The 14,049-nt window shown below is 64.2% G+C and carries 9 protein-coding genes; 2 read left to right on the forward strand and 7 right to left on the reverse strand.

Annotated elements, in window-relative coordinates:
• Positions 1–6: 6 nt before the first annotated feature.
• Positions 7–1,050: an amino acid ABC transporter substrate-binding protein gene (locus tag IB267_RS21415; protein ID WP_192449472.1), complete on the reverse strand. Its 1,044-nt coding sequence runs from the start codon at positions 1,048–1,050 to the stop codon at positions 7–9.
• A 374-nt stretch (positions 1,051–1,424) separates the two neighbouring features.
• Between IB267_RS21415 and IB267_RS21420 the strand changes: the two genes are divergently transcribed.
• On the forward strand, positions 1,425–2,504 hold the full coding sequence (locus tag IB267_RS21420; RefSeq protein ID WP_192449473.1) for a DUF930 domain-containing protein: 1,080 nt from the start codon (positions 1,425–1,427) through the stop codon (positions 2,502–2,504).
• 184 nt (positions 2,505–2,688) lie between these two features.
• On the opposite strand, the gene IB267_RS21425 is transcribed toward IB267_RS21420, so the two are convergent.
• Complete coding sequence (locus IB267_RS21425) at positions 2,689–3,891, reverse strand: MFS transporter (RefSeq protein WP_192449474.1); 1,203 nt, start codon at positions 3,889–3,891, stop codon at positions 2,689–2,691.
• Positions 3,892–3,998: 107 nt separating this feature from the next.
• Between IB267_RS21425 and IB267_RS21430 the strand changes: the two genes are divergently transcribed.
• On the forward strand, positions 3,999–4,937 hold the full coding sequence (locus IB267_RS21430; RefSeq protein WP_192449475.1) for an AraC family transcriptional regulator: 939 nt from the start codon (positions 3,999–4,001) through the stop codon (positions 4,935–4,937).
• Between the two features lie 19 nt (positions 4,938–4,956).
• Here IB267_RS21430 and IB267_RS21435 read toward each other — a convergent pair whose 3' ends face one another.
• The 5 genes from IB267_RS21435 to IB267_RS21455 form a co-directional block, all read right to left on the reverse strand.
• The gene (locus IB267_RS21435) at positions 4,957–7,755 is read right to left on the reverse strand and encodes an autotransporter domain-containing protein (protein WP_192449476.1); all 2,799 of its coding nucleotides are present in this window, start codon (positions 7,753–7,755) and stop codon (positions 4,957–4,959) included.
• A gap of 198 nt (positions 7,756–7,953) precedes the next feature.
• Positions 7,954–8,598, reverse strand: a complete 645-nt coding sequence (locus IB267_RS21440) for a zinc-binding dehydrogenase (RefSeq protein ID WP_210335956.1) — start codon at positions 8,596–8,598, stop codon at positions 7,954–7,956.
• A 16-nt stretch (positions 8,599–8,614) separates the two neighbouring features.
• Positions 8,615–10,180: an arginine/agmatine antiporter gene (gene adiC, locus IB267_RS21445; protein WP_192449477.1), complete on the reverse strand. Its 1,566-nt coding sequence runs from the start codon at positions 10,178–10,180 to the stop codon at positions 8,615–8,617.
• 22 nt (positions 10,181–10,202) lie between these two features.
• On the reverse strand, positions 10,203–12,503 hold the full coding sequence (locus tag IB267_RS21450; protein ID WP_192449478.1) for an Orn/Lys/Arg decarboxylase N-terminal domain-containing protein: 2,301 nt from the start codon (positions 12,501–12,503) through the stop codon (positions 10,203–10,205).
• A gap of 54 nt (positions 12,504–12,557) precedes the next feature.
• Positions 12,558–13,943, reverse strand: a complete 1,386-nt coding sequence (locus IB267_RS21455) for an amino acid permease (RefSeq protein ID WP_246810783.1) — start codon at positions 13,941–13,943, stop codon at positions 12,558–12,560.
• Between the last annotated feature and the right edge of the window lie 106 nt (positions 13,944–14,049).

The following is a 14,049-nucleotide window of genomic DNA, read 5'->3' on the forward strand; positions in this document are numbered from 1 at the left end:
ACCGGCTCAACGGAACGGCGGCGAATAGAGCAGGCCGCCTGCCGTCCAGGGCTGGTTGTAGCCGCGCTCGAAATTGAGCGGCGTGCCCTTGCCGACATTGCGCTCGAAGATCTCGCCGTAATTGCCGACGGTCTTGACGATGTTGTAGGCGAATTTCGGATCGAGACCGATGGCTTCGCCGAGCGATGGGTCGACGCCGAGGAAGCGCTTGATCGCAGGGTCTTCGCTCTTGAGGAAGGTATCGACATTGTCCTTGGTGATGCCGAACTCTTCCGCCTGGATCGTCGCGTAGACGGTCCAGTTGACGATTTCGAGCCATTGGTCGTCACCGGCGCGAATTGCCGGTGCCAAGGGCTCCTTCGACAGGCGCTCCGGCAGAAGCACGTAGTCGTCGGGCTTGGAGAGCTGGGTGCGCTTGGCGGCAAGGTCGGTCGCATCCTGGGTCAGCGCGTCGACACGGCCACTGTCGAGCGCCTTCAGGAACTCGCCGGTCTCCTCGATCGTGACCGGCGTGAAAGCCTTGCCGGTCTTGCGGAAGAAATCGGCGATGTTGAGTTCGCCGGTGGTGCCGCTCTGGACGCCGATCGTCGCACCGTCGAGCTCCTCGCCCTTGGATACGCCGAGGTCCTTGCGCACCAGCAGGCCCTGGCCGTCATAGAAGACGACGGGGCCGAAGTGGAAGCCGAGCTTGAAGGCGCGGCTCACCGTCTGGGTGACGCCCGAAAGCAGAATGTCGAACTCGCCAGATTGCAGCGCCGGCAGACGCTGCTGCGGCGAGGAATTGGTGAACTCGACCTTTTCGGCATCGTTGAAGACGGTAATCGCGATGGCGCGGCCGAAGTCGACGAAGAAGCCCTGCCAGCGGCCGTTGCTATCGGGCGAGAAGAAGCCTGGCGTGGTGCCGACGCCGACCTTGATGACGCCGCGCGCCTTGATCTTGTCGAGCGTTTCGCCGGCAAGCGCCGAAGTGGCGATCAGGCCGGCCGCCAGCGCTGCCGTCGCGGCAAAGGCTTTTGTGAAAAGTTTTCGGTGAGTGGAAGTTCGCTGCATAAGGGTCCCCAAAGCCAAAGAATGTCATTGCGCCACCGGCCAGAGCCGCTTGAGGCGTGCCTAAAAATTAAATCTATAGAAATTATATAATAGGTATGATTGTGCGAAATAAGCGCGGGACCCGAAACAGATTTCGCCGCCTCGTTTTTGCCGGGAACGTTTTTGACAAGAGCTCATCAGTTGCTGGCGATGACCCCAGAAGGGGGGCATTGCATTTGCCCTCGACCGATGACCGGCAGGCTGCAGCGCAAAACTCCGGCTGCATATGCAGGCCTATGCCTCTTGTTGAGATCGGCGGAAGCTCCTAGGTTCCGCCCGTCGATTGGTTTATCTCCTTGGCGATGCAGCTTTTTGCGGGAAATTGGCGGGAACGGATGGGATGGGGCGCACCGGTGTCGGTCGCCCTGCACCTCGTCGTAGCCCTTTTCCTTTTGTACGACCTGCCGTTCGAGCTGCCGAAGCCGCCGAAGGAGCAGACCGTCAACGTCGAACTCGTTCCGCCGCCGGCAGAGGCGAAAGAGCCGAAGAAGGCCGAGCAGAAGCAGGCAGAACAAAAGAAGGCGGCGCCGAAAAAGGGCGAAGAGAAGAAGGCCGAACAGCCGAAACCGCAGCCCAAGCCTCAGCCCCAACCGAAGGCAGACCCGAAGCCGCAACCCAAGCCGGCGCAGCAAATGCCGCAATCGTTCGCCTCGGCGATGGCCAAGACCAAACAGGACAACAAGGAGGCCGAGCTTCCGCCGGCCGCGCGCGAGACGGAGAAAAAGACCGAGGCTTCCGAGCCGGCAAAGGCCGTGGACGACAAGGCAAAGCCGTCGGATAAGCCGGCAACGGCGCCTTCGACCGAGAAAAAAGAACCGGTCAAGGAGCCGAAGCCTCCGTCAACGCTTGCCGTGCCTGCGAGATCCACAGACAGCGCCACACAGAAGGCGGATGAAAAGCCTGCGGTAACGGTGGCCGAAGCCAAGCCTGAACCAAAAGAGACGCCTGACGCCAAGGCGCAGACGGCCAAATCGGAAGGGACCACAAAGACCAAGCCGGCCGATGCTGCGGCAAAGGTCGAACTCAAGCCCGTTCCGAGCAAGTTGACCGAAGCAAAAGAACTTTATTCTGCAAAGTCGATTGCCGATCCGCGGGTGAAGCAGGCCTTGATCAACCTGCCGGTCAAGAGGCGGATCCTGCAACTGTGCAATCTCGAGGCACTGGAACAGATCCGCAGTCAACGGCCGGATACCCCACCCGAAGGACTGGTGCCGTTCGGACCGAAGGGCGGCTTCATCGCCAAAAACCGTATGGACGCCAGCGGTGGGGCCTACCAGAACAAATCGAATTGGTACGACGTCGACTTCAATTGCGTCGTCAATGAAGATGCGACCGAAGTGACCTCCTTCAGCATCGCGATCGGTGGCGAAGTGCCGAAAGCAGCCTGGAAGGAGCGGCGGCTTCCGGGGAATTGATCTTGGCGACGTGGGTGGAGGGGTGTGTGGTCTCCGACGAGCCCACTACGCTCGCTGTGTGCAGCGCTCGCCGTGACCCCCGGTCGACGCGCTGCGCTGAGAATCGCTTTGCCTGCCGAACCCAATGAGCCCGGCAGGCGCAGGTGCGAGTTGCCACTCCCGCACCAAGCTGATGCGATTGTTGTTACTCCGCCGGTTGAAGAACCCGCTCGCGATAGACAGACACCAGCGAGGTGCCGAGCATCGCGGCCACGGCGGCAAAGAGGAAGACGCCGGCCGGGCCCTGCAGTTCGACGAGCAGGCCGCCGAGGATTGCGCCGGTGGAAATGGCGATCTGGAAGGTGGTGAGCGTTGCGGCCCCCGCACCTTCGGCCTCGTCGCCGGCAGCCCGGCTGAGGAACGACTGGACACTGACCGGCAGGGCGCCGAAGGCGAAGCCCCAGGCGGCGATCGCAACGATCGCGACGGCCGGTAGCGCGCCTGCAAGCCCCAGGATCAAGGTGGTGGAGGCGACGCCGGCCGCCGCCGACATCATCGCAAGGCGTGTGCTGCGTTCGGCCAGAAAGCCGCCGGCAATGTTGCCGAAGAAGCCGCCGACGCCGAAGGCGAGCAGGATGGCGGTGATCGCCTCGACGCCGAACTGCGGCACCTGTTCGAGGAACGGGCGGACATACGTGAAGCCGGCAAAGTGACCCGTGACGACGAGCAGGATGGTTGCCAGGCCGAGCCGGATCGCGGGACGCTTCAATACGTTGAGGATGGTATTGAGGCCGGTGGTCCCCTTCGGCGGCAGGCGCGGAACGGTCAGAGCCTGGACGATGAAGGTGACGATGCCGACGGCGGCGGCAAGCAGGAAGGCGTAGCGCCAGCCGAGCGTCGCGCCGATCCAGGCGCCGACCGGGGCCGCGCAGACGGTCGCGATCGAGACACCGGACATCACGATCGCCATGGCGCGCGGCATCAGCCGGCCTGGAACGAGCCGCATGGCAAGCGCCAGCGACAGGGCCCAGAAACCGCCAAGGCCAATGCCGAGCAGGAAGCGCGCGACAAGCAGCATCGGAAGGCTGGATGCGAAGCCGGCGATCAGGCTGGAAATGATGAGAAGCGCCGTCAACGTGAGCAGCACGTTGCGGCGGTCGAAGCGACCGGTGTAGACGACGATCGCCGGGCCGGCGATGGCCGCGACGACGGCCGTGGTCGTCACGGATTGTCCGGCCGCGCCGACGGTAACGCCGAGATCGGCCGACATCGGCGTCAGCAGGCTTGCCGGCAGAAATTCCGCCGTGACCAGGCCGAAAACGCCGAGCGCCAGGGATACGACCGCCGCCCATAGCGGCTTTTCTTGTTCATCCGCCTCGCCCGAAGGCCTTGCGACGATGCCATCCATAACTTTCATCTCCATTGCAGGTGAGATGAAAATATGCATGTGCAACTGGAGTTTCTATGCTAGAAAATCCAAAACACTATGCCGTTTGTCCAAAGCTGGAGTGACCCATGACCGATGCGCTGACCGACATCCTGCGCGGCCTTAGGTTAGACGGAGTGGAATATGGGCGTTGCCAGCCCTGTGCGCCATGGGCAACCTCCTATCCGGCGCAGGAACCAGCGCGTTTTCACTTTCTCGCGTCCGGTTCGGCCCATCTCCAGAGCCCCGATGGCGCCTGGGTGGAGCTGACGCCGGGCGATGCCGTGCTCTTGCCGCGCGGCGACGCGCATGTGCTTGCCAGCAAGCCCGGCCTGCCGACGATCTCGATCCACGACCTGCCGAAACGGCAGCTTTGCGACGGCATCGTCGACGTGCAATGCCCCAATTCCGATGCCCAGAACCTGCTGTTCTTCGCGGTGATGCAGTTCAATGTCGACCGGCTGCACCCGCTCCTGCAGCTCATGCCGTCGGTGATGCGCACCAGCGATCTTGCCTCAAGCGAGCCGTCGATCCCGTCGCTGCTCGATACCATGACGCGCGAGGCGGCGATGCAGCGCGTCGGCTCCGGCGGCATCCTGGCGCGGCTTGCCGACGTGCTGACCGCGACGATCATCCGCGCCTGGGTGGAGCACGGCTGCGGCACGTCGACCGGCTGGCTTGCCGCCGTGCGTCATCCGGAGGTCGGCCGGGTGCTCGCCGCCATCCATCTCGACCCGACGAAGGACTGGACCGTACCGGAACTGGCAAAGCTCATGGGCGCGTCGCGCTCGGGTTTCGCCCAGCGCTTCGCCGATACCGTCGGCGAGACGCCGGCGCGCTACGTGGCACGGATGCGCATGCACCAGGCGCATCAGTGGCTGCGCGAAGGGAAGCGCGTCGCCCATGTCGCCAACCGTCTCGGCTATGATTCGGAGGCGTCCTTCAGCCGCGCCTTCCGCAAGATCATGGGCGCGCCGCCAAGCCATTCGCGAAACCTGATGCCGGCGCCCGAGCAGATCGCTTCGTGACCGGCGTGGCCAGCGGCTGCTAGAACTTGACGGCGAGATCGGCCCGCACGCCGTGATCGTGAGCGGCCGAGGCGATCTGCCCCTGATAGGAGATCCCAAGCGTTGCCGCCGGTGTAACGGCAAAGTCGAAACCGGCCTCGATGAGGGCGCTGTCGCGCGCGATCGGTGCGCCGGCGACCGAAAAGGCGTCGCTGCCGGAAAACGTCTGGGAAACCGCCGGCGTGACGTCGCCATACGCGTGTCGCCAACCAATGACGCCTCGGGCGGTAGCTTTTGCCGTTCCAAGGTCGAAATCGGTCGCCAGCCGCAGGCCGAGCGTGGTGAAGGTCATGTCGTCGGAGCCGCCGCGTACGGATAGCGCCGCTGCGCCGCCCTTCTCCGTGAAGCTGTCGGTCTGCACGTTGACATAGGCGAGATTGGCAAAGGGCTCGAATGAAAGACTGCCCGCCTGCATGCCATAGCCGAACTCGCCGAACACCTGCGTGGTGCCGGCGCGGTAGTCGGCGGTCAGGCTGTCGACCAGCGCCGGCGAGATCACATTGCGGCTGCTGTCGATATCGCTCCACGTATAGGCAAGGCCCGAGCGGAACGACAGGGCGCCCCACTGCGTGCCGCCATAGACGCCGAGATGATAGTTGTCGCTGGAGGTCGAAGAACGGCGGTCGTCCACCTTGAAGCTCGACGAACTGTACCCGGCGAGGAAGCCGAGTCTCCAGTCATCTTTGACGAGGCCGTCGACACCGGCGACGAAGCCGCCGGTGGAACGCGACAGCGCGGCGGCGTTGCCGTCGCCATCCGTATGGCCCCAGGCGCCGAAGGCGGAACCCCAAGCGCCGTAACGTTCCGCTGCCGCGATCGACCCGGTGGTGAGATCGTCCGCTGCCACGATCGGCCGTGCCTTCGCGCCGACGGTCTCGAAGGCCGAGCGCAGCCGGTCGTTCATCTGGTTGCCGATGACTTGGCTGTTTTCGATCAAGCCGGTCACGGTCGAGCCGTAGACTTCGCCGGGCAGCTGGCCGAAAAGATCGGAGGCGGTCGCGGCGTCAAGGGTCACCGCGAGATCATGCAGGGATCGGCCGATGCCAAGACGCTCGATTACGGCAGCGGTTGCCGCAGCGTTGCGGGTGGTTGCTACATCGGCGAAGGCCACGCCGTTGCGGGCGACGTCGAGATAGACGGTGGTCGGGTCGTAGGCCAGTGAGAGATCGAGGAAGGCATGACAGCCACAGTCATCCTCGAAACGCCCGCTTACGCCGCTCGCTGCGGACAGGATGGTATGGCGGCCGTCACCCCGGTAGTTTTCTGGCCTCACTCTGACATCCACCATACCGGCGATGTCCGCCGTGCCGGTGACATCCAGCCGGCTGGTCCCGTCGGGGGCGTCGAGATTGACGAGGAACCAGGCGTCGGGCGACTGGCGGTAGTTGCCGTCCACGGTGAGTGTACCGCCCTTGCGGCCCCAGCCGGGATTGACGGCGCCGTCATTGTTGACATTGCCGTAGATGGTGCCGTTGCCGGAGAGTGTGCCGTTCCCGTCAGCAAAGGTCTCGGAGGCAATGCTGCCGGCAATCGCAAGAAAACCGCCATCGACGCGTGTGGAGCCGTGATAGGTGCTGTCGCCGGCCAAGATCAATATGCCGTCGCCCGACTTGATTAGCCCTCCTGCGCCGGTGATGTTGTTTGACCACTCGCTTTCGCCGTCGGTAATCACGGCATGGAAATCACCCCAGTCGAATTTTCCGGGGCCCCGTACCGCCCGGCCGGCGCTGACGAGGCCGTAGCCGAAAACCGGATCGACGCCAGGAAGCCCGATGTCGGTGGCGGTGCCCAGCAATACCTGCCGGATCTGAGCCATTGTCATATAGGGAAAGGCCTGCGCTACCAGGGCTGCCGTTCCCGAGACGAAGGGGGCGGCCAGCGATGTGCCGGTTTCTCTGCTGTATGCACCGCCGGGAACCGCAACCATGATGTTGTCTTGCGGGTTCGCCCATACCCACTCGCCTTTGTCTGAATCCCATAGTGTCGCGTCGCCGCCGCCCGGTGCAGTCAGGCACCAGTTCATGGCAACGCCGCACCTGTTCGACCAATCGGGAATATGCGTTGGACTGGTCGCCACGACGGCAAGCCAGCCCTGTTCCAGTTCCGGGAAAAGGTGTGGAAGACCGGCGCCCACGGAAGGTTGTGTGGCACCGTCGTTCATCGCTGAAAAGACGAGGAGTCCTCCGCGCGAGACCGCGTAGCGATAGGTGGACAGATTGTCTGAGAGCTCCGCTTCAACTTGTTCGGCGGTCGTTTCCGTAATGAAGCCATCGCCAAAGCTGTTGTTGATGATCTTCACACCCCGGTCGATGAGCGTGCGGATTCCGTAGTTGGCGGCATCGGTATTGATGTAGCCAGGGATGTCCGAGGCCCCTACCTGAACGATAGTCGCGCCTGGCGCAACGCCGTGCATGCCGGCGCCATCGCGATTGGCCGCGATCACCGAGGCGACCGTTGTCCCATGCCCCTCCGCCACGAACGTCCATGGTTTCTCCGGGTCGTAGGTAATTCCCTCCGCATAGCGCCCGGCGAACTCGGGATGGGTGATGTCGAGGCCGCTGTCGACCACGCCGACCTTGATCCCGCTGCCGTCGTAGCCCAGCATGTAGGCATACTCGGCGTCGATCCTGCCAAGCCCCCACTGCGCCTCGAATTCCGGCGTGCGCCAGGTCTCCGGATCGCCGGGGTCACCCACATCCTGTGCGAGCGCAAATGGCGACAATGCGGTCGACAGCAGGAGCGTGGCGAGGTGGATAACGATACGGGGGTTCTTTTCCAAGGCAGTTCCTCAAGGGCCTGGCATCGCGTTGCGTCCGTGGCGCAGGGTATTGAAGGAAAACGGAAATTCACGAAGTAGGCGCGCGGAGGCTAGCCTCGCATGTCGGCCGACGAAATACGGCAATTGCCGTATTTCGTCGGCGTGGTTCATCGAATTCTCGATCTGCGCCTCGAGCCGGCAGGGCCGGCAGTCTCTCGGTCAGGGCGCAACCGACGCTTGATCTGCTTGTGGCACGTCAGACGGCCCGCGGCTCATCACGACTTTTCCGACCATTGCGCCGCCCTCCACCAGGCGGTGTCCCTCTTCCAGGTTTTCGGCCGAAAACGGCGACAGGCATTTCGTCATGGTGGACCGCAAAACGCCCGCATCCGTGAGCGAGGCGACCTCCTTCAGGATGTGATGCTGCCCGATGAGATCGGCAGTGCCATAGAGCGGGCGGGTGAACACCATTTCCCAGTGGAGCGAAAGGCTCTTGGCCTTGAGTGGTGCGGCATCGAGGCTGTCGTGATCGTCGATCACACCGATCTTTCCATGCGGCTCGATGATCTCGATCAGCTCGGCAAGGTGCTGCGCGGTGTGCGTCAACGAGGCGACATAGCGCACCGGCGGCGCTTCCAACGCTTCCACCTGCTGTGGCAACGGCCGGCGATGGTCGAGGACATGATGCGCGCCCATCTGCAAGCACCAGTCTCGGCTTTTCTCGCGCGACGCGGTCGCAATCACCGTCAGGCCGGTCAGTCTGCAGGCGAGTTGCGTCAGCACGGTGCCGACCCCGCCGGCACCGCCGACGATGGACGACAAGTAGCCGTTCACCGAAGGACGAGGGGCGGCGGCTGCATCCACCGCCCCTTTTTCTTGGCTATTGCGCCGGCTGGCTCTCTGCCGGCAACACGGCCGCCGGTGAGCCGGCGGCGGGTTGCACTGTGCTTTCGGCCGGTGGGACCGGTGAGCGCGTTCGCAGCGTTTCGGCGCGATGGCGGCCGACCGAGACCCAGAACAGCGCGACGAGGGCTGCGACCGTCACGGTGACGGTGACGTAGCGGATCCAGGTCGGGGCATGGCCGCCGGGGTCGATGTGCTTCTCCTCGATCTCGCGCTTGCGGGTGATCGCGGCCGAGTAGAAGACGATCGTCGAGATCACGAAGATCAGCGACCAGCGCGTCTGTTCACCGTCGGAACCGATCAACGCCACCAGGCTGTAGATCGCCGCGGCCAGGCCGATGATCACATACCAGTTGTATGTGCTTGCCGGCATCTTCTTGTAGCCGAGCACCTTGATGGAGATCGCCGAGTAGATGTAGGGCAGCAGCGTCATGATCACGGCGATCGAGGCGATCTTGCCGAACTGCTCGCTGGCCGTCGGCGACATCGTCGCAAAGACCTGCACGGTCATGATCACCGCGACGATCGCAAGGCCGGCCGAGGGAACGCCCTTGGAGTTGACCTTGGCGAAGATCGAGCCGAAGAGCCCGTCATCTGCCGCAGCCTTGGCGGTCTGCCCTACGAGCAGCGTCCAGCCGGCAAGCGAGCCCAGGCAGCCGAGGGCTGCGCAGATCGCGACGACGGCACCGGCCGTATCGCCGAGCGCCAGGCGCGCGGCATCGGCAAAGGGCGCCGAGGAAGCGATCAGCTCCTTGTTCGGGATCATGCCCATGATGACGGTCGACGACAGGATATAGGCGACGGCGGCGAGGATAACGCCGCCAACGGTCGCGATCGGCACGTTGCGCTGCGGGTCACGCACGACGCCCGCCGAGACCGAGGCGCTTTCGACGCCGATGAAGGCCCAGAGGGTGAAGTTGAGCGTTGCCATGATCGCCGCCCAGCTGTCCTTGCCCGACACGTTCCACCCTTCGGAGAAGGTCGCCGGCGAGAACCAGAACCAACCGAAGATCGCCATGCCGAGGATCGGCACCAAAGCGAAGGAGGTGGTGAAGGACTGCAGCCTGCCGACGACGTTCGGCCCGAGAATGTTGGCGTAGGTGAAGAACCAGATCAGCGCCACCTGCGCCAGCGCCGAGACCAACGGATCGCGCAGCATCGGGAAGAAGGCGGTGAGGTAACCGAGACCGGCGACCGCCAGGCCGACATTGCCAACGACGTTGGCGAGCCAGTAGATGAGGTTCGTCTGGTAGCCCATGTAGTCGCCGAAGGCCTTGCGCGTATAGGCGTAGGGCCCGCCGGCGGCGGGGTCGATCGCCGCCAGCTTGGCGAAGGTCAGCGCCAGCGCGATGGCGCCGGCAATGGTGATCAGCCATCCGAAGACGGCGATGGACCCGACCGCGGCAAGGTTCGCCGGTAGCATGAAGACGCCGGAGCCCATCATGTTGCCCGCGACCATCAAGGTCGCGGGCACAAGGCCGATCTTGGCGGATTCCGCGACGCCCGCGGATGTGGGTTTGGAAGCGCTATCGACAACAGCCATGTTCGTCGCTCCTGAAGCCGGTTCAACGGGTCAAGACATAGACGCGGTAAAGGCCATCCTCGACCTCCACCCCGTGCGTGTCATGGGTGAAACCGGGGAACCGGAGGTCATAGGCCTCGAGCGCCTTGAGATAACCGAGGACCGGACCATCGGCGGGGCCGGCGTTTTCGCCCGGCATCAGCAGCGGAATGCCCGGCGGATAGGGCACGACGCCGGTCGCGACCGTGCGGCCGGCCAGATGGTCGAGCGTCACCTGTTCCACCTCGCCGCGCACCAGCCGCTCATAGGCGCGCACCGGGCTCAGGTCCGGATGCGGCAGCACGGAGAAACCGGCAGCCATGGAGGCCGTGGTCTTCAACTGGTCCATCGCCGAGAACATCGTGTCGGCAAGATCCTTGAGGCCCATGCCGGCGTAGCGCTCCGGGTGGTCCTCGATCAGCGACGGGATCGCCACTTCCAGGGTGAGGTTGGCGTCGTAGTCGCGCTTGAAGTCGCAAAGCGCGCTGACGAGCGAGCCCCACTTGCCCTTGGTGATGCCGAGCGAGAAAAGGAACAGGATGGTGAAGTCGGTTGTCTTCTCGACGACGATGCCGCGGGCATCGAGATAGGCGGTGACGAGGCTCGCGGGGATGCCGACCGGCATCAGACCGCCGCCGGGCGCAACACCCGGCGTGACGATCGAGACCTTGATCGGGTCAAGCATGCAATAACTGTCTTCGATCTCGCCGAATCCGTGCCATGCGGCTCCCGGCTTCAGCACCCAGCAGGACGGATCGGTCGCAAGGGATTCCGGCGAGGCTTCGTGGAAGGGGCTGGTGCGGCCGGTCTTCGGGTCGCGCACCGTGTCCGGCTGCCAGCAATCGAAGAACCAGTCACCGCGCTCGGCAGCGTCGTTGGCGAGCCGCGACATCATCAGGCGGAAGGAGACCGCTTCCTCGATCGATTCATTGGTGAGCGCCGCTCCGCCGGGGCCGTCCATCATCGCAGCCGAAACGTCGTTCGAGGCGATGATCGCGTAGTTCGGCGAGGTCGAGGCGTGCATCATGAACGTCTCGTTGAAGATGCCGTGCGGGATCGGCTTCCTTCCGTCGCGCACATGGATGAAGGAGGCCTGAGAAAGGGCGGCCAAAAGCTTGTGCGTCGACTGGGTGGCAAAGACCGTCGGCTTGTCGGCCGTATGCGCCTTCGGATCGCCGTGCATGGCGTGGCGGTCGCGATAGATCGGGTTGAAGCGGGCGTAGCCGTACCAGGCTTCGTCGAAATGCAGCCGGTCGACGCTGGCACCGAGCAGTTCCTCGACACGGGTGACGTTGTAGCAAAGACCGTCATAGGTCGAGTTAGTGATGATCGCGTGCTTCGGCTCTTTGTCCGAGAGGTCGGCGGCAAGCGGGTTCTGGTCGATCGCCTTGCGGATCGCCACTGCCGTCAGCCGTTCCGGCGGAATCGGCCCGATGATGCCGTAGTGGTTCCGGGTCGGCACAAGATAGGTCGGCACGGCGCCCGACATGGTCATCGCGTGTTCGGCCGACTTGTGGCAATTGCGGTCGCAAAGTGCGATCTGGTCGCGGCTGACGCTCGCCATCAGGATGACGCGGTTGGATGTCGAGGAGCCGTTGGTGACGTGGTAGCTGCGGTGCGAGCCGAAGACGCGGGCGGCATATTTTTCGCTGGCGCCGATCGGGCCGGAATGGTCGAGCAGCGACCCAAGTTCGCCGACAGAAATCGACAGGTCCGAGCGCAGCAGCGGCTCGCCGAAGAACTCGAAGAAGGCGCGGCCGGGCGGGGATTTGAGGAACCCGGTACCACCGGTGTGGCCCGGCGTGTGCCAGGAATATTCATGCACCTGCGAGAACTGGGCGAGCGCCTTGAACATCGGCGGCAGGACGGTGGAACGATAGCGCTCGATTGCCGCCTGGATGCGCCCGCCGACGAAGTCCATCGTGTCTTCGAGCATCCAGACGAAGTCGTCGACCTTCGCCATGATGTCGGCGGGCACCGACGAGGCGACGCTGCGGTCGGCAAGCAGCAGCAATGGAACGGTGCCGTTGCGCTTGCGCAGCGCCTCGACGACGCCGATCGATTGTTCGTGACCGTCCGGCCCGAGATCCCAGTCGACCAGCACGCATTGGAGAGCGGGATCGGACCTGATCACGGCGATACCGTCGTCAGCGCTTTCGGCGGTCACCACCTCGATCTGGCGGCGCTCGAGTTCCGCGATCAGCGACCGAACGGCGCGGCCGGCAGCACTTTCCTCGCTGATCTCGTCGTCAAGAACGAGTGCCTTCATGCCGAGGCGGCGGTGACCTCTGTTTGACGTGCTCATATCCAATCCTCTCCATAGTTCGGTGCTAGGTGCGGGTGGGGGTATTTCGAAGTGTCAGCTGGTGGACGGCTCCTTCCTCTCGACTGACAGGTAAACGGGCAGTGCCACGAGCAGCAGGAGCAGGCACCAGAGGCCCGCCTGAGGTCCGCTGCCGTAGACCGTCAAAAGGGAAAAGACGAAAGCGACCAGCGCATAGGGCTTGTAGGGGCCGATGCGGATGCCGGCCCACTCCGCGTCGCGCGGACGCGCGAGCGCCAGGAAAAGCGCGCCCTCGACGAGGCTGCAGAAGACGTAGGGCACCATGGCCGCCGTGGTCGAAAGATCGACTGCGAAGCGATAAACAGCCATCAGCCCGGAGACGCCCGAGGTCTGCAGCACCAGCAGTGCCGAGGCGAGCAGCATCGACACGACGATGCCCCATTGAGGGACGCCGCGGCTCGACAGGCGGCCGAAAACCGGCGGGAACAGGCCGTCTCGCGCCGCCGCCATTGGCACCTGCGCCATCAGCAGCGTCCAGCCGTTGAGCGCGCCGATCGACGAAAGCACCACCGCGGCAGCCACGAGAGTGCTCCCCCACCCGCCCCACATCATGAAGGCCGCATCGGAAAAGGGGGCGGCAGAACGGGCAAGCGCCTCGCGCGGAACCGTGCCCATCACCACGAGCGTGCCGAGGATGAAGATCAGGCCGCAGCAGAGCGTGCCGAGCACCGTCGCCCGCGGGATCGTGCGTTTCGGATCGTCGACATCGCCGGCCGGGACGGTGGCAGACTCGATGCCGAGAAAGGCGAACATCGTCAGCGGGGCGGTCGCCGAGATCAGCCCCAGGACGGAAAGCCCGCTCGGGTTGACGGGTGTGAGGTTCTGCGGCTCAATCCAGAAGAGGCCGAGAAGGGCGATGGCGATGAAGGGAACGAGCTTCAGCCCGACGGTGACGATCTGGAAGCGGCCGGCGCTCTTGACGCCGAACATGTTGATGGCGGCGACCAGCCACATGGCGGCAAGCGAAACCGCGGTGAACCCGCCTGGCACATGCTGAAGGTTCGGGAAGAAGACGGCGAGATAACCGGCGAAGGCCATGGCAATCGCCGGCAGCGACGCCCAGATCGATATCCAGTAGGCCCAGGCGACGAGGAAGCCGGCAAACGGCCCGAAAGCCATGCGGCTGTAGGCGTAGGGGCCGCCGGTCGCGGGCCTGACGCTGGCAAGCCGCGCAAAGACCAGCCCGAGGCACATGGCGGCAATGGCCATGCCGACCCAGCCGACGAGCGCTGCGGCGCCATAGGGGGCGAGCGCTGCAGGCGACAGGTAGAAACCGGAGCCGATGATATTGCCGACGACGAGCGCCGAGCAGGCCCAGATGCCGAGGCTCGGGCGAACGTCCGTCCCTGCGGACGTCATTTGCGAAGGATTGCCGGCGGTTGCATCAAGCGGCTTCATCATCGAGTGCCGTCGTTCCAAATGCCAAGGACGAGGCGAACTTATGAACTGTTTCTTATGGTTGCAACTGCTTTATTTCACTCCACTATCAGTCGCCGCATGCGCCGAC

Origin of the sequence: Ensifer sp. ENS09, assembly GCF_014852425.1 — a bacterium.
In the GTDB taxonomy this organism is placed as follows: domain Bacteria; phylum Pseudomonadota; class Alphaproteobacteria; order Rhizobiales; family Rhizobiaceae; genus Ensifer.